Genomic DNA, 19105 nt, shown 5'->3' on the forward strand with positions numbered 1-19105 from the left:
GTGCCATGTTTCACAAAACCCTTTGGCGTTTGACATTCGTCAACTCGCTCGTCGTGTTTTTCGTGATTAGCGCGCTTGGCGTCGTGCTGTACGTGTATATGCAGGAGCGTCTGTACCATGCGGCCGATGTTCCGCTTGAACGATTGGCGGAGCGGATTAGGCAGGGCGGGCCATGGCGTAAGGATGATGCGCTGTTAGGAGATCCGCTCTTTCATGATCCGCTGTTGCGCGACCCGCGGCTGGTGGTGGTCATCTGGAACGAGAAAGGAGAAATGGTCGGCATGACCCGCGACGCTTCTTTTTTCACCGGGCTGCCGCTCACTCCCCCAGAAAGGCTTGATGAACTGTATGAGGTGAACGTAGGCCATCTCTATTTTCGGACGTTGGCTGTTGAAGTGAATACGGCGTTTGGCCCGATAACGGTGCAAATGCTGCGTAATACGAACTCTGAACGCGAGCTGCTTGGCGAATTGATGTTCATGATTGCAGTAGGATGCATGCTGAGCGCTCTGTTTGCCATCGCGGCAGGCTATTTTCTGGCTGGCCGGGCGCTCGTTCCCATTCAAGCGGCGTGGAAAAAACAGCAGCAATTTGTCTCCGACGCCTCCCATGAATTGCGCACGCCTCTTTCTGTCATTCAGGCAAAAACGGATGCGCTTTTTCGTTCTCCGAAAGCAACCATTGAAGAGAAAAGCGTCGATATTTCTGTGATCGCCAAAGAATGCCGCCGCTTGTCGCGGCTCGTTTCCCAACTGCTCACCTTGGCGCGTTCAGACTCGAATCAGTTGGAAATGCAAAAAGAAGCGTTTCGGCTGGATGAATTGGTCCGCGACATTGGCGAACAGTACAGCGAGATCGCTTCGTACCAACAGAAAACGATGAGCGTCGAAGCGCAAATCCCTATTGAGTGGGTGGGCGACCGTGAACGCATCCATCAATTGATCGTCATTTTGCTTGACAATGCCTTGAAATATACGACGGAAGGCGGACACATTCGCCTTGCATGCCATCGTTTTTCCTCATCGGTCGTGGTGGAAGTTGAAGATGACGGCATCGGCATTCCAACTGAAGATCTCCCTCGCATTTTCGACCGCTTTTACCAAAGCGACAAGGCGCGCTCGCAATCGGATGGAGCCGGTCTTGGATTGGCGATCGCCAAATGGATTATTGATCAACACCATGGCAAGGTGAAGGTGGAAAGCAAACTCGGCGAAGGAACGCGGTTTCAAGTGATGTTCCCGGCGGCGAGATGGAAATATAAGCGGTCGGGGGATTAAACATTGACGTTCTGTTTATGTTTGTATACAATTGTATACGAATAGGATCAGAAGGAGGGAAAGCATGGAACCGAAGCATCCGCACGATCGCCATGAAGGATGGGAGTTGTTTCGGCAATTAAACCGTTACATGAATGAACAGTTTGCTCCGCAAGATGAAGTGCTTGCCAGCATCCGACGCTCAATGGAGGAAAACGGCCTTCCGCCGATTTCTGTTTCGCCGGCGACAGGAAAGCTGTTGACGATGCTTGTCGCCATCTCCGGCACCAAAAACGTGTTGGAAATCGGAGCGCTTGGAGGCTACAGCGGTGTTTGTCTCGCGCGCGGGCTTGGGCGGGGCGGGTTGTTGACGTCGCTTGAGCTTGTGGAGGACTATGCCCGCTTGGCAAAACAGAACCTAGAAAAAGCCGGTTTCGGCAGCCAAGTCGTGTATATGGTTGGACCAGCCTTGGAAAGCCTTGAAGCGCTTGTTGCCCAAGGCTCGCGCTTCGACTTCTTCTTCATTGATGCGGACAAAGAAAACTATGTTCATTATCTCGATTATTGCCTCCGCCTCGCCAATCCGGGCGCGATCATCGCAGCGGACAACACCATGGCAGGAAGCGGCATTGGCACTCCGCGCGCCTTGGGACGGCGCGGGGAAATCATGAGGCAGTTCAATGAGACCGTTGCTCGGCATCCAGCGCTTGATGCCTTGTTTCTCCCCATTGGGGACGGTGTGACGGTGGCGAGAGTGAAAGCGGCGAAGGAGGAAAGATGACGGCATGCATGGACATTTTTTTCATGGACATGGACATCCATTCGAAGGCCATCCCGCATGGAAAGGCGCGCATATGCACAAAGGGCCGCATCGCGGCGCCAAAACGTTCCGTCGCGGGCGGGCGCTCGAATTTTTAGCACGGCTTTATGTCAAACGGGAGACATTGAAACAGCAACTGCAATCGCCGGAGCTTCAATCGATTCATCCCGTGCTGACAGGAGAGTTGAAAGCAATCGAGATGGTGATCAATGAATTCATCCAATCGTTTGATATTCATGACGAAGAGCTGAGCAGTATATGGGGAGTTCAAAACCGCGACGGAGATGCCCCTATCGATGAACAGCGCAACGATGAGGACAGCAGCGAACAATAATCGCATCATCATCAACAGAGAAAGGGAGAGGATTTATGTTCGTGCAAATGCGTAAAATCACAGTGGCTGAAGGATTCGCCGACCAAGTGGCTGAGCGGTTTCGAAAGCCTGGAATCATCGAACAGCAAGAGGGGTTTGTTGATTTGAAAATTTTGGTTAAGAAAGCGCGCCGCGGCGATGAGGAAGTCGTCATTTTGATTACATGGGAATCGGAGGAGCATTGGAAAAAATGGGAGAAAAGCGACGCTCATATCGCCGGACATAAACAGAGACGAAATGAAGCGAAGCCGGAGTACATCCTCAATGTCGAAGTCGGACATTATGAGGTGAAGGCGGTGAAACAGGCGGCACAGTCAGCGTCGGCTGAAGATTGAAAAAGGGAAATGAAAAAGAGCTCCTCTTTTCGCTCATGGCATTGGCGTTGAGAGGAGCTGAATGCGGTTATGGTTTTATGTTGCTTGGAATGCTGGGTGTTCCGTACGTATGGAATGTTTCCACTGTTTTGTTTCCCCAAGCCTGCCCTCGTTTCCTCTCTTCTTCGGTCCATGTAATTGGTTTCCAATCCGGAGCCAAGACAAGATAGCCTCCGGAACATACTTCAATTCGATTGCCGCCGGGCTCGTACACATATGTCGTATACGTTTGATTGATGGCATGCTTGCTTGGGGAAAGCTCGATGTAAACGCCGTGATCTACAAATACATTGGCCGCTCTCACGATATCGGCCATGCTTTCCACAGCAAAAGCGATATGATGAAGCCGTCCTCTTGATCCGGTCGCATCTTTTGTATAAACAATATCATACGACTTGTTCGTGGCTCGATACCAAATTCCTGTTTTTCGGCCGTCATTCATCACGATTTGTTCCGTCAGACGAAGACCAAGGATCGTTTCCGCAAACTCCCCGTCTTTTTCGGGATTGGAAGATAAAAAGTTAATATGGTCTAATGTCTTGACAGCGGCTCCATGTCCAGTGAATTTTTGCGGCTGATTTTTCCAATAAGGCTTGAGATGATCGGGCGCCTCATAAAAATTAGTCTCATAGTACAATTCCATCACATGGCCGTCCGGGCTGTAAAAACGATATGCTTTGCCGTGTCCTTCATCGCCGTCAATCCATCCGATTCCTTGTCCTGTTTCTTCAATGGCATGCACTTTTCTTTCCAAGGCTTCAAGGCTTATCGTTCTCAATGCCGTATGGCCGATTCCAGCATGTTCAGCTTTTGTCAACTTTAAGGAATACTCTTCGTAATCCCCCCAGCAACGCAAATATGCAGACTGGCTGTTTCGATACACTTCTTGCATTCCGAGAATATCAGTAAAAAAATGAACACTTTCTTCGAATTTTGGCGTCAACAGTTCTACATGACCAAGATGGGCGATATCGAAGTCGAGCTTTTTTGTTGTTGTCATGGTCTCCCCTCCGCATTAATTAAACATTATTGTTTAACAATTTAACTATACAAAATGCAAAAAGTTATGTCAATAAGCGCTTTCATATTCAGTTGTCATCCGCTTCAAAATGCTGCGCAAAGAAAAACGTTTTGCGAAACATTGACGAATTCAATTTCATCATTGAAAATAAATGTATAATCATATTGTTAAACAAAATGGAGATGGAGCGATGACAATGGCCAAAAGACCGATGGATGTAGCTTATGAATATATTAAAGAACGAATTATGAACGGCACGTTTTTGCCTTCGCAAAAGTTAAATGAAAGCGAGCTGTCTGCGCAAATCGGCGTCAGCCGAAATACGGTCAAAAAAGCGTTATTTAAATTGGAGCAGGAACATTTAGTAGATATGGAAGAAAACAAAGGGGCAACGGTGAAATCATTTACTGTCAAAGAAGTTTCCAACTATTTTGAGATCCGTGAAGCATTGGAAGGACTGATCATCCGCAGTGCGGTGGAACGGTTGACGGAGGAAGACCTTCGACAAATGGAAGAAATTTGTGAGAAGATGGAGACATATTTAGATATGGGGGATTTTGAAGAATATTCACAGCTTAACAAACGGTTTCATGATACGATTTATCGCGCGAGCGACAATCAACAGGCGGTGGAAATGGTCAACTTGATCAAAGGCCAACTTCTTCGCTACCATTTGCGGACGATTTTGATTCCAGGACGAAAGGAAAATTCAGCGAAAGAACATCAGCAAATTTATCGCGCGTTAAAAGAGCGAAATGCTGAGGAAGCGGAAAACGCTGTTCGCCGTCATATTGCCAATATCCGAAAAACGATCGAAGAGCACTTTGCCTTTTTAGTTTAGCATCTTTCCGAAAGAAGTCTCCCACTTCGAAACGAAGGGAAAGAAGGAGAAATTCGATTGGCTTAGCCAACCAATACGATAGAATATGGTTAGAACGGACACCTTCGGAACGAAGGGAAGCGTAAAGGGTTCTTGGGCGTGGCTTGCTGTTCGGTGAACACGCACAAGTCGCTTGAAGCCCCACTTCTCAGCGAAGTGTAAGTGGTAGGTAGTTTACCACGATGAAATGGTCTGGCCTCCAACGATATACATGCAACATGAAGAGTTAACCTCTCCGTTATCCTGCACACCCTGAGCGTTACAGCACTTCCTCCAAAGATCCTGTAGGCTCAATCTGCGAGCTGAGCCATGGGGGAAGGCAGTTTGTTGCAGGAGAAGGCAAATGTTAATTTTTTAATGAGCATGTATAGAGATTGTTAAAGAAGTCCGGTAAGAGTGGAGGAACATGCTGGTTTATTCAGCGACAAAGCTGAAACCAGCTTTTTTTACGAAATTTTTGAATGATTTTGTTGACATGATGAAGAATAGTATTTTATAATTCAATCATAAACAAAATTGTTTAACAATATTGTTTAAAGAAAGAGGGATGCTGTTTGTATGAAGAGTTGCTGAAGGATGCTTATGATCTTCATGTTCATACCGGACCTGACGTGTTGCCGAGAAAACTGGATGATTTTGAGATGGCGGCACGGCTTCAACGGCTTGGCATGAAGGGATACGGCATTAAGTCCCATTATTTCTGCACCGCTGAACGAGCAGCTTTGGTCAATCGCCAGTTTCCCGGATTTCAAGCGGTTGGAGCGATCTGCCTAAACAATACAGTTGGAGGGTTAAACGCTGTTGCGGTGGAAATGGCGGCAAGAGACGGAGCGAAAATCGTGTGGATGCCGACGTTTGACGCTGCGAACGAACAAGAACATTTTATCAACAGCCCTCCTGCGAAATTGCCACATTGGGCGAAGTTGCGGCTAGAATTTGAGGCGCAAGGAAAGGCGTTGCCAACCATTCGAATTTTAGATGAAAACCATCGTTTGAAAAAAGAAGTGTACGACTGTTTGGAAGTGATGGCAAAATACGATTTGATTTTGGCGACGGGACATGTGGGCAAACAGGAAATTTATGAACTGGTGAAAGAGGCTCGTGCGGTCGGTGTGCGGAAAATCGTCATCACTCATCCAAACTTTCCATCGATCGCTTTGTCCAAAGAGGAACAAAAAGAGCTTGCTGAGATGGGAGCGATCATGGAACATTGCTTTACAACACCGGCATCAGGAAAGACGACGTGGGAGTCGGTATTTGCGGAAATTCGGTATGTTGGTTCCAAACATTGCATTTTATCCACCGACTTAGGCCAGCCGAGCAACGTCTACCCGGATGAAGGGCTGCTGGAGTTTGTTCGTCAACTCATTGAGCATGGCGGCTTTACACCGGACGAAGTCAGACGAATGACTGTCATCAATACAGCAATTCTCGTGGAAGAAGTCGCTTCGAAAGTGTAAGAGCAACCGGTTATAGAAAGAGAATAAGTGTTCGATAGGAGGAGAAGCCATGGATCAACACACAAACTTATTAGTCGTCAGCGCCCATGCTGCTGATTTTGTCTGGCGAGGCGGCGGGACGATTGCGAAATATGTAAAGGCTGGAGCCAATGTGTCGCTTGTGATTTTGAGCTATGGAGCGCGTGGTGAATCAAACGACTTATGGAAGGTGGAAGGACAGACTCTTGAAAACGTTAAAGCGGTGCGCCGAAGTGAAATCGAAGCCGCGGCAGAATGCTTGGGAGTGAAGGATTACGAGATTTGGGATTACGAAGATTATCATATGACCATCACGCCGGAGCGGACGTTGCAATTAGTAAGGAAAATTCGTGAGGCTCGCCCGAATGTGATTTTAACACATGGGCCGCGTGATGCGTTCAATCCCGACCATGAAACCGTTTCCCGTTTTGTGTTTGAAGCGTCCGTGTTGGCGACATCGGCTGGGGTGCGCGATGTCGATTTGCCGAAAATCAAGCAACCGAAACTGTTTGGCTTTGAACCGCACCAATCGGAGATTAGCGATTTCAAGCCGGAAGTGATCGTTGATATTACCGATACGTATGAACAAAAATATGCAGCGATGAATTGTTTCAAGGCGCAAAAACATTTAATTGACTATTATGCAGCTAAAGCAGCTTTGCGCGGCAACCATGCACGCCGGTGCTCGGGCAATCAACAATATCAATACGCGGAAGCGTTTAGCCGTTTTTTCCCTCTTGTAGGGGGTGAGCTTATCTGATGGAAAAATACATCATTCGCAACATTCAACGTCCAGCTTTGTCAATCATCGAGGAACTGAAACATTACGATGTGTCAACCGTGTATGAAGCGCAAGGAAAGCAAGGGCTGCTTTCTCCTAAACTGAAGCCGATTCAACAGGGGATATCGATATGCGGGCCAGCAGTGACCGCCGTTTGCTACGCGGGAGATAATTTAATGATCCATGCCGCCATTGAAGTGTGTCAGCCTGGAGACGTACTTGTCGTCGCAACGATTGGCGAAGGAATTCATGGGATGATTGGTGAGCTTATTGTGCGTGCGTTAATGAAGAGGGGCGTACAAGGGCTTATTATCGATGCTGGCATTCGCGACGTAAAACAAATTCGTGAACTCGGCTTTCCAGTTTGGTCGAAAGCTGTTCATCCGGAAGGCACTACAAAAGCGAGGGGCGGTTGGGTGAACGCTCCCGCCGTATGCGCTGGCGTGCTCGTCCACCCAGGGGATCTCATCATGGCGGACGATGATGGAGTGGTAGTGATTCGCAAAGATGAGGCGGCTTCATCATTGGAGGCGGCAAAAAAACGCGTTGACAAAGAAGCGGAAACAAAGCAGAAAATTGAAAAAGGCGAGTTGAGCTTAGATTTTTACCATTTGCGAGCAACATTGCAAAGAGAAAATGTGGTGTACTACGAGAACGAGGAAGCGTTTCAAAAACGGCATTCTTTTGGAATCAAGGCGACATAAACGTTTTGAACGATGGGGAGATGGAAAATGATAGCACCATCGATTGGATTTATTGGATTTGGAGAAGCGGCTTTTGCCATGTCAAGCGGGCTGCTGGAAGAAAAGAAGATCACCTCTATTTTCGCCTATGACATAAACAGCGACCATCCTTTATATGGAGCTATGATCCGCGAGCGGGCAGCGGCGCTCGGCATCCCACTCACGGCTTCCTTGAAGGAACTTTGCGAAAACACAACACATCTTTTTTGCACGGCCAGTGCGAAAGTCGCGGAAATGATCGCGGAAAACATTCAGCCCTTTTTGCATACCGATCATTGTTACATTGATATGAACGCGGCTTCTCCGATGACAATGGAGCGAGTGGCGGCACGCATTGCCGAAACAGGAGCCTCATTTATCGATGCGGCAGTGATGGACACTGTTCCTCTGAAAAAGCATAAAGTGCCAATCTATGTCAGCGGATCGAAGGCGCTCGGGTTTGCAGAAGAAGCCAATGGATGGGGGATGAATGTCACATTCATTGGCGAAACTCCTGGAAGTTCGTCAGCCATAAAAATGTTTCGCAGCATTTTTATGAAAGGGGTTTCGGCATTGTTGCTTGAGACGCTGCATGCAAGCCGAATATATGGGGTTGAGGAGACGGTGCTGGCTTCTCTAAATGAATCGATAACCGCACGGCCGCTGCAAGAAACAGCGGATTTGCTGCTGCCGCGCACCGCTATTCATGCGGAGCGACGGGTGGCAGAAATGAGCGAAGTGATGGCCACGCTCGGCATGCTGGGCATTGATGCGACGATGTCTGAGGCGGTGAAGGCAAAGTTGCAATGGCTGGCCGATCAAAGAATACGTGAACAATGGAACGGCCAGCCGCCTAAAAGTTATGATCAATTGCTGACGATGCTCAAGGGGGAGAGAAGAAAGAATCATAAGCAAAGGAAAATAAAAGAGAGTTGACTGATGGCGTGAAGCCATGGTCACAAAAAGCGAATTTTTCAAAGGGGAGAGAAAAGCGATGAATCACGGAGCAGTGAAATGGTGGCGATATGAAAATATCATTATGGTATCTTTTGGATTGTTATGGGGGTTGATTTTTTTAGATCGACTTGGTATTACGTATATTTTTCCAAATATAGCTGATGATTTACAGCTTACCAATGCGCAGCTGGGTTTGACAATGTCCATTGTTGCCTTTACATGGGGGATTAGTAGTGTAATTTTTGCGTTTATCTCTGATTCAATTGGAAAGAGAAAAAACTTTCTTGTTTTCTTTGTCTTTATGTTTTCTATAGCGACATTTGGAGTAGGGTTGGCTCAATCAATTATTGCGTTACTTGTTGCCCGAGCCATCATTGGTTTGGCGGAAGGACCTTCTATTCCTCTGATTCAAGCTTCGATGATGGCTGAATCCACTCCTTCTAGAAGAGGTTTTAATGCGGGGTTTATTATCGCTATGTCTTCTTTAATAGGTGGGCTAACTCCCACATTGATTGTAGCGATTGCCGGTCACTTAGGTTGGCGATATGCTCTGTATTCCATGTCTATACCAGGCATTTTGTTAGGTATCTTTCTATGGATTTATATGCGAGAGCCGCGTCTTTCTAATGAATCAGAGAAGGATGTTAGTCATGTTTCAAAAATGAAGTGGAGTGACGTAAAGATAGTTTTGAAAAGTCGAAATGTATGGCTATGCGTAATAGGTGCTATTTTTCAAATGGGGGGGCCAATTTTAACGTTTTCAAGTTTTGGACCTTTATACTTAATGAAAGAAGGAGGGTTTTCACAAACAGCAGCTGCAGCCATTTTCAGCATTTATGGTATTGCCCAGTTTGTTTGGTCAGCATTAATGCCGTGGCTTTCAGATCGCTTTGGTCGTAAACCTGTTGTGTTAACGGTGATGTTTGTGCAAATGTTGCTGCCCATCTCATTTTTGCTTTTCCACAATATACACGGAATGATCGTGTTAGCTGTTATTACATTTAGTTGTGGATCATGCCTAGCTCCCTTAACATTTTTTACCATTCCCGGAGAATCTGTTCCCCCTGTTTCGGCAGCGACGGCTATGTCTCTTGTGAATCTTGTTGGAGAGGTAATTGGGGGAACGTTAGGACCAGCGTTAGGCGGCATGTTTGCTGATCGCTATGGTATCGCTGCACCTATATGGATCGTGTTGTTAGCAACAATTGTTACATTTATTCTATTTTTAGGGTTAAAAGAAACGGCCCCTGCCAAAAGGAATTTTGAATTTTCGAAGACAATTGCTCAATAATGGTGTATCTAAGGAAAGAATTTTTAGTCTTATTGCAATTTGTGGGAGGGAATGAATATGACAAAGACGTATTTTGACATTCCATATGCTTCGTTATCTGAATCACAAAAGTTAGACATCTATTTACCGGAGAAAGGGGAAAAGCCATTTCCAGTCATTATTTCTATCCATGGAGGAGCATTTGCTTTCGGAGATAAAAAGGGCCCAGATTGCGAGGCTGCATTGCATGGATTGGAGCGAGGGTATGCTATTGCTTCTGTGAATTATCGTTTGAGCGGTGAAGCTACGTTTCCGGCCGATATTGAAGATGTAAAAGCTGCGATTCGATTCTTGCGTGCCCATGCTGATGAATTTTCGCTTTGTTCAGAAAAATTCGCTGTATGGGGCGGATCGGCAGGAGGGGCTTTAGCGGCATTAGTTGGAACTTCAGGGGATGTTCCGGAGTTTAAAAATCCTACTATAGGATATGTTGAATACTCTGACCGAGTGCAAGCGGTTGTTGATTGGTATGGGCCTATCAATTTTCTGACTATGGATGACCAATTTATTGAAATCGGTATCGAAGGTCAAATTCATAATTCCTCAGATTCATTTGAATCGAAATTGATGGGGCAACAAATTACTCTCATCCCAGATTTAGTTGCCAAACATAATCCAGAAACCTATATTACGCCAGATTGTCCTCCATTTTTGATTCAGCATGGGATGAAAGATGATATCATTCCGTATTTACAATCTGTTGAATTTGCTAAAAAATTGGAGTCAGTTATCGGAAAAGAAAACGTCATTCTCGAGCTGTTTGAAAATGCGGGGCATGGTGGGCCGGAATTTCATTCAGAAGAAAATATTAGAAAAGTATTAGATTTTCTTGATGCGCGTTTGAAATAAAATCGCATCTTTAAATCGATGAAGGATGTTATGCGATAAAGTAGGCTTGTCTGTTCATGAAGGAAGAGGGTGTCCCAAAAAGGTCGGGACACCTTTTCTATTGCAGTATATACACATAAAAGGTTTCACGCACGAAGAAAGGCCTCCATATCTGCCTAATTGGTGCGAGGCGGCATGGTCAACAGCTCTGTTCAGTACCTATCTCCTGTCTCGAAAGTTTTGGTCATTTTTAACAAATGCTCATGGACGAATGTAAGATCATTTTTTACACTTTCGTCGAAATACAAGAAAGGAAATCTGCGAGAGAAAGAGAAAACAGAAAACAAAAGCAACCACGGAGGTGAACATAAGATGGCCGTGACCAGCGAGCAAGTGAAAATCATGTGGGAAAAGTTCGTATTTCATAACGAGCTCGATCCCGATTTGCCGCCCATGATTCGAGACTCTTGGCTTCGGTCGAAAAAAGCGATGGTTGATCCGTTTCGGCCGTACGGGTGGATTAAAGAAATCGACAATGAAAAGTACCGCTCCTTGATCGATTGGTCATTGCCGTTAATGGAAGGGTTGTATTCGATTGTCAAAGGATCTGGATTTTTGGTGATCCTGTGCAATGAAAACGGACAGTTGCTTTTGTCGATTGGCGATCGCGAGCCTTTAGCGAGGGCGGAAGAAATCGGATTTATCGCGGGGGCGGACTGGAGCGAGCAAGTGATGGGGACCAACGCCATTGGCACATCGATCGCCATTGATCGTCCGATTCAAGTGTTTGCTGAGGAACATTACACGAAAATATGCCAGTCATGGACGTGTTCCGCTGCCCCCATCCATGATCCCGACGGCCGAATCATTGGTGTATTGAATATGTCAGGACCCTATGAAAAAGTGCACTCTCATACGCTAGGAATGGTTGTATCAGCCGTAAAGGCGATTGAGTACCAACTAAAATTACATGAGAATGCTGAAAAAAACGTGATGATGCAACGGTTTTTGGAAGCGACAACGAACAATATGAAAGAAGGCATTTTAATCATCGATCGCGATGGGAAGATCGTAAAGGCGAACAACCAGTTAAAAAAGCTGTTCCATATACCACAACTGCAACTGGAAGAGAAAAAGCTCGACGATCTTTTCAATGATCCCTCTATCTGTTCGAACCACCCGCTTCATTTGCAAAATCAAGAGCTGCATCTAAGCGTCAAGCCTTCAAACGCGGTGCACCATGTGTTAGTTGACAAGATTCCAATTTACGAGAAAAAAGAACGAATCGGATCGATGATCATTGTAAAAGAAATTGAAAAGGTACGCCAGTTTGTCAACCACCTATCGGGAAACCAAGCGAAAATCACGTTTGCGGATATGATCGGGCAACACCCGTGTTTCATTGAGAAAATGAACGAAGCGAGGCTCGCCGCAGCGACAGATTCCAACGTGTTAATATTAGGGGAAAGCGGAACAGGAAAAGAGATGGTGGCTCAGGCGATTCATAATGAGAGCAAGCGGAGAAACAAACCGTTTATTGCCATTAACTGTGGAGGCATACCGCGTGATCTCCTTGGCAGTGAGTTGTTCGGATATGTGGACGGGGCATTCACAGGAGCGAAAAAAGGGGGAAGCGCCGGAAAGTTTGAGCTTGCCAATGGGGGAACGCTTTTTTTGGATGAGATTGGCGAAATGTCCTTGGAAATGCAAGTGTTGCTTTTGCGCGTTATTCAAGAAAAGGAAGTGATGAGAATTGGCGGGCACAAAGTGATCCCTGTTGATGTAAGAATCATCGCAGCGACCAACAAAGACCTTCGCCAGGAAGTGCAAAAAGGCAGCTTTCGCGAAGACTTGTTTTTCCGGTTGAATGTTATGCCGATTGTTCTCCCGCCGCTTCGGAAAAGAAAAGAAGATATTCCGCTTCTCGTCCGTCATTTTATTGAAAAACTGGCTCACAAACGAAATAAACCGTTTCCTGAGATACGGTCCGATTTCTTAGAGGCGCTTATGCAATACGATTGGCCAGGAAATATTCGCGAGTTGCAAAATATAATCGAGCGGGTGCTGAATCAATGCACCAAACCTATGTTGACAGCAGCGGATTTGCCGGAAGAAATTTTTCAGCCGTCCTGCTCGTCTCAAGTCAGGGAGAACGTAGACATCTCCCGAAATGAGATAAAAAAGCAATCCATCATCGAGGCGTTAAAGCAGTGCAACGGCAACATTTCCAAAGCTGCCCGTTATTTAGGCATATCGAGGAGCACATTTTACCGGCAAATGGATAAATGGAATATTCGGTATTGACTGTCCCATTTTGTATCAAAGTGTAGCGACAAAGTGAAACAAAATGAAACACTTTGTCGCTGTTTTTGTTTAGGTTGGATCAAAAAGACGGCTTTGGATAAACAATTTGGCGGACGAAGAAAAGGAAACAAGCGTTGGAACGATTTTTGCTTTATAGAAATGATGAAAGCGGTACCAATCAAGTGAAGGAGGAGAGGAAGTTGGCCATTTCCAAGGATCATCTTCTTTGGATGTACGAAACGATGTACAAAATTCGCTGCTATGAAGACAAAATGGCGGAGGCGTATGCCGAAGGGAAATCTCCTGTGTTTAATATCGGCGCGGGGCCGGTGCCAGGGGAAATGCATTTGGCCACTGGACAAGAACCGGCTGCAGCTGGGATGTGTGTTCACTTGAAAAAGGAAGATACGGTGACTGCCCCTCACCGTCCGCATCACCATGCGATTGCCAAAGGGGTGGATTTGAACCGGATGACAGCAGAGATTTTCGGAAAAGCCACTGGACTAGGAAAAGGAAAGGGCGGCCATATGCATTTGTTTGATCCTGACGTCAAATTTTCCTGCGGAGGGATCGTTGGGGCTGGGATTCCTCATGCCCTTGGCGCGGCGCTGGCGGCCAAGAAAAGGGGGACGGATTGGGTGGCGGTTGCGTTTATCGGCGAAGGAGCCGCCAATCAAGGGGCATTTCATGAATCGTTAAATATGGCGGCATTATGGAAACTGCCATTCATTGTTGTCATTGAAAACAATCAATATGGAATTTCTGTGCCGAAAACGGCGTCTACAGCGGTTCCCTCGAATGATGTACGGGCAGCCGCCTATGGCATTAAAGGATACTATGTCAAAGACAACGACCCGATTGATATGTACAACGTATCGAAAGAAGCGGTTGAACGTGCACGAACTGGACAAGGGCCGTCGATTATTGAGATTGAAACATACCGTTATTTAGGACATTTCCAAGGCGATCCGGAAGTATACCGGGATAAAAATGAAGTGACGTTGCTTCGCCAAAAAGACCCCATTATTCGCCTTCGCAACTATTTATTGAATGAATGTGGGGTAACAGAGGAGACGATTGCACAGCTGGAAAACAAAGCGACATCTGAGGTCGATCAGGCGTACGCGTTTGCGAGAGAAAGCGATTATCCCAAGCCGGAAGAGGCATTGGAAGATGTGTTTGTCTAATTTCATAGGAGAAAGGAGTTTTGCCATATGCAACAAACAAAACAGCGGCTGTTAACGGGAAATAAGGCGCTGGCTGAAGCGATTCGCCTTGAGATGGAGAGAGATCCGAACGTCTTTGTGATGGGAGAAGATGTCGGAGTATACGGTGGGATTTTTGGAGCGACAGAGGGATTGTTCCAAAAGTTTGGACCGGAACGGGTCATCGATACGCCGATTTCTGAGACCGCGTTCATCGGTGCTGCCATCGGCGCCGCTGCGGAAGGAATGCGGCCGATCGTGGAGCTGATGTTTGTCGACTTTTTTGGGGTTTGTATGGACCAAATTTACAACCATATGGCGAAAATTCCGTACATGTCCGGCGGCAGGGTGAAACTGCCAATGGTATTGATGACGGCGGTGGGAGGCGGTTACAGCGATGCCGCCCAGCACTCGCAAACGTTGTACGCCACCTTTGCCCATCTTCCTGGGATGAAAGTCGTCGCTCCGTCGACGCCATATGATTTAAAAGGGATGATGATTTCCGCTATTCGCGATGATAACCCTGTTGTCTTTATGTTCCATAAAACCTTGCAAGGGCTCGGCTGGATGGATCAGCTTGATGCTTCGATCGGGCATGTACCGGAAGAGGCGTATACTGTGCCGCTTGGGAAAGCAAATATTGTGCGCGAGGGAACGGATATCACCATTGTCGGTATTCAAATGACAGTGCATCAGGCGCTCGAAGCGGCCAAAAGACTTGAACAACAAGGCATTCAAGCGGAAGTGATCGATTTGCGTTCTCTTGTCCCATTGGACAAAGAGACGATCATTCAATCGGTTAAAAAGACACACCGCTTACTTGTTGTTGATGAAGACTATCTGTCGTACGGGATGACGGCGGAAATTGCCGCGATTGCCGCTGAACATTGTTTGTATGATTTGGAGGCGCCGGTGAAGCGGATTGCTGTTCCGGATGTGCCAATTCCTTATAGCCGTCCGCTTGAACAATTTGTATTGCCAAATGCCGATAAAATTTTCCGTGAGGCGATCCAACTCGTCAATGAATAAGGAAAAGTTCGTTCCAAGGGAGGCAGCTTATGGTTGTCGAAGTGACATTGCCCAAATTATCCGATTCCCATGATGAAAGTTTCATTACGTTTTGGCACGTTTCCGAAGGAGATGCGGTGGAAAAAGGAGCCACGCTAGTGGAAGTGCAAACAGAAAAGGCCGTTTCAGAAATTCACGCTCCCGAGTCAGGAACAGTAAAAGAGATCAAAAAGAAACGAGGGGATACGGCCAAGGTCGGCGAAGTACTGGCCGTCATTGCCGTCGAAACGTTTGCTCCGGACGGCGGAGATCCGCAGACAGAGATCAAGATCACCCCACGCGTAAAAAAACTGGCCAAGGAGCTTGGCGTCGATTGGAGTACGGTCACACCGACGGGGGCGAATGGCAAAATCACGGAAGACGATATTCGTCGTGCGGCGAGCGCGGGAAAACAAAGGACTCCTCAAAAAACATTCGTGGCTGCCCCGTCAGTGCGAAAGTTTGCCCGCGAGCAGAACGTGTCTTTAGAGGAAATCACTCCAAGCGGAAAGAACGGAAGAATATTGAAAAGCGATATTGAAGCAGCATTGTCGGTTCGGCAGCAAAAAGCAACAGATGAGGCTGCTGCCAGTGTTGAGATTTTAGAGAAGCAGGAAAGCCGGGAAAAAGTGCGCCGAGTGCCGCTGACAGGCATCCGCAAGGCTATCGCCAAAGCGATGGTGCGGTCAACGCGGACCATTCCGCAAGTCACCCATTTTGGCGAGGCCGATGCGACCCGTCTTGTTCAACATCGCCGACGGATCCAACCGCTAGCCGAGCAACAAGGGGTAAAACTGACCTATTTAGCCTATGTGGTAAAAGCGCTGGCAGCGGTGTTGAAAAAGTATCCAATGCTCAACGCTTCGCTTGATGAGGAACGAGAAGAAATCGTTATTCACGAATTCATTCACATTGGGTTTGCGGTTGACACTGACCGTGGATTGCTCGTCCCGGTAATTCGTGATGCGGATCAAAAATCGTTGTTCCAAATTGCGAAAGAAATTGAAGAATTGACGGCGAAGGCGAGAGCGGGAACGATTCAAGCGGTGGAGATGAGCGGAGGGACATGCACGGTTTCGAACATCGGCTCGGCCAATGGTTCGTGGTTCACGCCGATTATTCATTATCCACAGTCTTGTCTTTTAGGAATCGGGAAAGTTGAGAAAAAACCGGTGGTCGTCGATGATTCGATTGAGATTGCTTCTGTGATGCCGCTGTCCCTTACTTACGATCACCGTCTTATTGATGGGATGATGGCTCAACACGCCTTAAATGAATGTCAAACGTACTTGTCTGAACCGGATTGGCTGCTTGTTATGTGACAAAAAACCCCGCCCCCATTCCGGGGTGGGGTGAGAGAAGAGGGGCACCTTGTAAAGAAGTAGAGGAACATCGTAGCTTTATCGTACTCGTTTTTTTACAATCACGCCATATTTTTGTGAGAAAAGGTAACGCGATTTTGTTAAAAATGATTGGCAACAGCGGTGGCTGCGGTCAATCGCTGATGAACTTGCCGCCATTTACATGAAGCATTTGCCCGGTCATGTACGACGACTCATCGCTCGCCAAAAAGACGTAGCACGGGGCGACTTCGCACGGTTGGCCGGGACGTTTCATCGGCGTGTTGGCGCCGAATGTGGCGACTTGCTCGCTTTTGAACGTCGACGGGATGAGCGGCGTCCAAATCGGGCCTGGGGCGACGCCGTTGACGCGAATGCCTTGGCCGACGAGCGCTTTGGCGAGCGACCGGGTGAAGGCGACGATCGCGCCTTTTGTCGCCGAGTAGTCGATGAGCTGCTCATTTCCTTCGTAGGCGGTGATCGAAGCGGTGTTAATAATCGCACTTCCGCTTTTTAAGTGTGGGAGCGCCGCTTTCGTTAGGAAAAAGCAGCCGAATACGTTCGTGCGAAACGTTTTTTCCAGCTGCGCGGCAGTGATGTTGAGAAAATTCGGCTGCGGGTGCTGCTCGGCGGCGTTGTTGACGACGATGTCAAGCTTGCCGAACGCTTCGATCGTCTGTTTCACCGCCTCTTTGCAAAACGCTTCATCGCCAATGTCTCCCGCAATGGCCAGACACCGTCTTCCTTCCTGCTCGACGAGCCGTTTCGTTTCGTCGGCATCTTCATGTTCGTTGAGATAGAGAATCGCCACATCGGCCCCTTCTTTGGCGAAATGAACCGCGACCGCGCGGCCGATGCCGCTGTCGCCGCCGCTGATGATGGCGGTTTTGTTTTTGAGCTTGCCGCTTCCTTTATAACTATCTTTGATCGTGACCGGCTGCGGGTTCATCTCCGTTTGCAGGCCGGGCTGGCGCGTCTGGTGCTGCGGGGGCAGCGTTGTTTGTTGCTTTGTGACCATCGTGGTCCCTCCTTAACGGATATTGTCATTGTTAGTATGGGACGGAGGAGGGGAAATATGTACAGAGAGGGGATGGGGCATGAACAACGAATGAGTGGTTGGTCATCTTTTTTCCGCCCACGTTTCCATCCACATCGCGATTTCCTCAATCGATGGTTGATCGGTCACGACTTTCAGGGTATAGTCGTCTGCTTCTTTTTCTGAAGCGGCAAAGCGATAACCGTTTAACCAAAGGGACTGTTTCATGGCGACAAATCCTGTTCGTTTATTGGCGTTATGAAACGGATGGTTTTGGCAAAGGCTGGCGTACAATGCTGCCGCTTTCAGCCAAAGAGTTGGATAAGCGTCCTGTCCGAAAGCGCTTTGTTTCGGACGGTTGACCGCGCTGTTCAACAGCTCCGGAAATTTGGGGAACATGTTTTTTTCTTCTGTTTTTTCGTTTCTTGCCATAGAAGTCTTGGGTGATTAGACAATCTTTACTTTTTGATTGAGTAAAGATAAAATGATTAGCAAAGAGGGAAGGAGGAATCGTGATGAAGCCATCCTCACATGAAACGTACACGTATTACTCCACGCTTTCTTCGAAACATCAAGTGACGATTCCAATGAAGATCAGAGAAGTGCTTGGGGCAGAACCGGGAGACCAAGTCGCATTTGTTTATGGGGAAAATCAAGAGGTGACGTTAAAGGTGAAAAAGAAAGATGCGTTGCTATCTTTGTTCGGCACCATGCCGCCTAGGGGAGACAGCCGTCCGATGGCATGGGCGGATATTCGCAAACAGGCGAAAGAGGAACGGATGTCCAAGAGGGAAAAGAACGAGGAGTAGATGATAGGGAGAAGAGGATGAAACGTGTATATTTTAGACACGAACATCATCATTCGTTTTTTAGCCAATGACGATGAGGAACAATCTTCGGTTGCCTATCGGGTATTTGAAAAAGCGGTCAACGGTGAATTTGTGTTCCTATTGCATCCTCTTGTCGTCGCGGAATGCTGCTGGGTGCTTGAGTCGAAACGGTACGGGTATACGAAAGGAGAGATCGCAAGCAAGCTGAAGCAAATCATAGAGGCTTCCTGTGTTAAGACGACAGACAAAGAAGTTGTTGAAAAGGCATTAGATGATTACGCCCGCTGCGGCGTGGATTTTGCTGATGCGTATCTTTCGGCGCTGGCGCAGCACACTTCATCCATCCAAGGGATCATCACCTGGAACGAAAAAGATTTTCGTCGGCTTGGCGGGGAATGCTATATGCCTGAATCCATCATTTGAATCAATGATGGTTGGCACGTGAACAAACGTCGCGATTTTCCCAGAGCGCCAATCCCCCGTCTTTTTTGCTGCAAAACGGGAAACGCCAAGGTGCGTAAAA

At 47.3% G+C, this 19105-nt stretch carries 20 protein-coding genes; 17 read left to right on the top strand and 3 right to left on the bottom strand.

The window, feature by feature from the left end; all coding sequences use genetic code 11:
• Nucleotides 1–5 precede the first annotated feature (5 nt).
• The 4 genes from QWV57_RS03405 (at nucleotide 6) to QWV57_RS03420 (ending at nucleotide 2784) form a co-directional block, all read left to right on the top strand.
• Nucleotides 6–1277: a sensor histidine kinase gene (locus QWV57_RS03405; RefSeq protein WP_129446788.1), complete on the top strand. Its 1272-nt coding sequence runs from the start codon at nucleotides 6–8 to the stop codon at nucleotides 1275–1277.
• A 64-nt stretch (nucleotides 1278–1341) separates the two neighbouring features.
• Nucleotides 1342–2037: an O-methyltransferase gene (locus QWV57_RS03410; protein WP_050572307.1), complete on the top strand. Its 696-nt coding sequence runs from the start codon at nucleotides 1342–1344 to the stop codon at nucleotides 2035–2037.
• 4 nt (nucleotides 2038–2041) lie between these two features.
• Nucleotides 2042–2410, top strand: coding sequence for a hypothetical protein (locus QWV57_RS03415; RefSeq protein WP_013146176.1), 369 nt, complete (start codon nucleotides 2042–2044; stop codon nucleotides 2408–2410).
• 35 nt (nucleotides 2411–2445) lie between these two features.
• Nucleotides 2446–2784, top strand: coding sequence for an antibiotic biosynthesis monooxygenase (locus QWV57_RS03420; protein WP_013146175.1), 339 nt, complete (start codon nucleotides 2446–2448; stop codon nucleotides 2782–2784).
• A gap of 67 nt (nucleotides 2785–2851) precedes the next feature.
• Here QWV57_RS03420 and QWV57_RS03425 read toward each other — a convergent pair whose 3' ends face one another.
• The gene (locus tag QWV57_RS03425) at nucleotides 2852–3823 is read right to left on the bottom strand and encodes a catechol 2,3-dioxygenase (protein WP_020755061.1); all 972 of its coding nucleotides are present in this window, start codon (nucleotides 3821–3823) and stop codon (nucleotides 2852–2854) included.
• Between the two features lie 211 nt (nucleotides 3824–4034).
• On the opposite strand from QWV57_RS03425, the gene QWV57_RS03430 reads away from it, so the two are divergent.
• From QWV57_RS03430 to QWV57_RS03480, 11 genes are all read left to right on the top strand, one after another.
• A complete protein-coding gene (locus QWV57_RS03430) occupies nucleotides 4035–4685 on the top strand; it encodes a GntR family transcriptional regulator (RefSeq protein WP_047752143.1) in 651 nt (216 codons plus the stop codon).
• A gap of 593 nt (nucleotides 4686–5278) precedes the next feature.
• Nucleotides 5279–6184, top strand: coding sequence for a DUF6282 family protein (locus QWV57_RS03435; protein ID WP_301100549.1), 906 nt, complete (start codon nucleotides 5279–5281; stop codon nucleotides 6182–6184).
• Nucleotides 6185–6233: 49 nt separating this feature from the next.
• Nucleotides 6234–6962 carry a PIG-L deacetylase family protein gene (locus tag QWV57_RS03440; protein ID WP_020754597.1) on the top strand — a complete coding sequence of 243 codons (729 nt, stop codon included), beginning with the start codon at nucleotides 6234–6236 and terminating at the stop codon, nucleotides 6960–6962.
• Nucleotides 6962–7687 carry a 4-carboxy-4-hydroxy-2-oxoadipate aldolase/oxaloacetate decarboxylase gene (locus QWV57_RS03445; protein WP_301100552.1) on the top strand — a complete coding sequence of 242 codons (726 nt, stop codon included), beginning with the start codon at nucleotides 6962–6964 and terminating at the stop codon, nucleotides 7685–7687. The genes QWV57_RS03440 and QWV57_RS03445 overlap by 1 nt, the downstream gene beginning before the upstream one ends.
• A gap of 27 nt (nucleotides 7688–7714) precedes the next feature.
• On the top strand, nucleotides 7715–8641 hold the full coding sequence (locus QWV57_RS03450; protein ID WP_301100554.1) for an NAD(P)-dependent oxidoreductase: 927 nt from the start codon (nucleotides 7715–7717) through the stop codon (nucleotides 8639–8641).
• Nucleotides 8642–8699: 58 nt separating this feature from the next.
• Entirely contained in the window at nucleotides 8700–9953 is a 1254-nt protein-coding gene (locus tag QWV57_RS03455; RefSeq protein ID WP_165754958.1) for an MFS transporter, read from the top strand.
• Between the two features lie 57 nt (nucleotides 9954–10010).
• A complete protein-coding gene (locus tag QWV57_RS03460; protein ID WP_013146168.1) occupies nucleotides 10011–10841 on the top strand; it encodes an alpha/beta hydrolase in 831 nt (276 codons plus the stop codon).
• Between the two features lie 351 nt (nucleotides 10842–11192).
• Nucleotides 11193–13124, top strand: a complete 1932-nt coding sequence (locus QWV57_RS03465; protein WP_301100558.1) for a sigma-54-dependent Fis family transcriptional regulator — start codon at nucleotides 11193–11195, stop codon at nucleotides 13122–13124.
• Nucleotides 13125–13324: 200 nt separating this feature from the next.
• Nucleotides 13325–14311, top strand: coding sequence for a thiamine pyrophosphate-dependent dehydrogenase E1 component subunit alpha (locus QWV57_RS03470; protein WP_013523101.1), 987 nt, complete (start codon nucleotides 13325–13327; stop codon nucleotides 14309–14311).
• 27 nt (nucleotides 14312–14338) lie between these two features.
• Nucleotides 14339–15358 carry an alpha-ketoacid dehydrogenase subunit beta gene (locus QWV57_RS03475; RefSeq protein WP_011230214.1) on the top strand — a complete coding sequence of 340 codons (1020 nt, stop codon included), beginning with the start codon at nucleotides 14339–14341 and terminating at the stop codon, nucleotides 15356–15358.
• Between the two features lie 29 nt (nucleotides 15359–15387).
• Nucleotides 15388–16698 (top strand): dihydrolipoamide acetyltransferase family protein, encoded by a 1311-nt coding sequence (locus QWV57_RS03480; protein WP_013146165.1) that lies wholly within the window; start codon nucleotides 15388–15390, stop codon nucleotides 16696–16698.
• 172 nt (nucleotides 16699–16870) lie between these two features.
• Here QWV57_RS03480 and QWV57_RS03485 read toward each other — a convergent pair whose 3' ends face one another.
• Together QWV57_RS03485 and QWV57_RS03490 are read right to left on the bottom strand one after the other, a co-directional pair.
• The gene (locus tag QWV57_RS03485; RefSeq protein ID WP_081132288.1) at nucleotides 16871–17734 is read right to left on the bottom strand and encodes an SDR family oxidoreductase; all 864 of its coding nucleotides are present in this window, start codon (nucleotides 17732–17734) and stop codon (nucleotides 16871–16873) included.
• 102 nt (nucleotides 17735–17836) lie between these two features.
• Nucleotides 17837–18151, bottom strand: coding sequence for a type II toxin-antitoxin system death-on-curing family toxin (locus tag QWV57_RS03490; protein WP_301100563.1), 315 nt, complete (start codon nucleotides 18149–18151; stop codon nucleotides 17837–17839).
• 116 nt (nucleotides 18152–18267) lie between these two features.
• Here QWV57_RS03490 and QWV57_RS03495 point away from each other — a divergent pair, with 116 nt between their 5' ends.
• Entirely contained in the window at nucleotides 18268–18561 is a 294-nt protein-coding gene (locus QWV57_RS03495) for an AbrB/MazE/SpoVT family DNA-binding domain-containing protein (RefSeq protein ID WP_013146163.1), read from the top strand.
• Between the two features lie 24 nt (nucleotides 18562–18585).
• Nucleotides 18586–19005, top strand: a complete 420-nt coding sequence (locus QWV57_RS03500; protein WP_301100565.1) for a type II toxin-antitoxin system VapC family toxin — start codon at nucleotides 18586–18588, stop codon at nucleotides 19003–19005.
• The last annotated feature ends 100 nt before the right edge of the window (nucleotides 19006–19105 follow it).

The organism is Geobacillus zalihae (assembly GCF_030414215.1).
Classification (GTDB): Bacteria; Bacillota; Bacilli; order Bacillales; family Anoxybacillaceae; genus Geobacillus; species Geobacillus zalihae.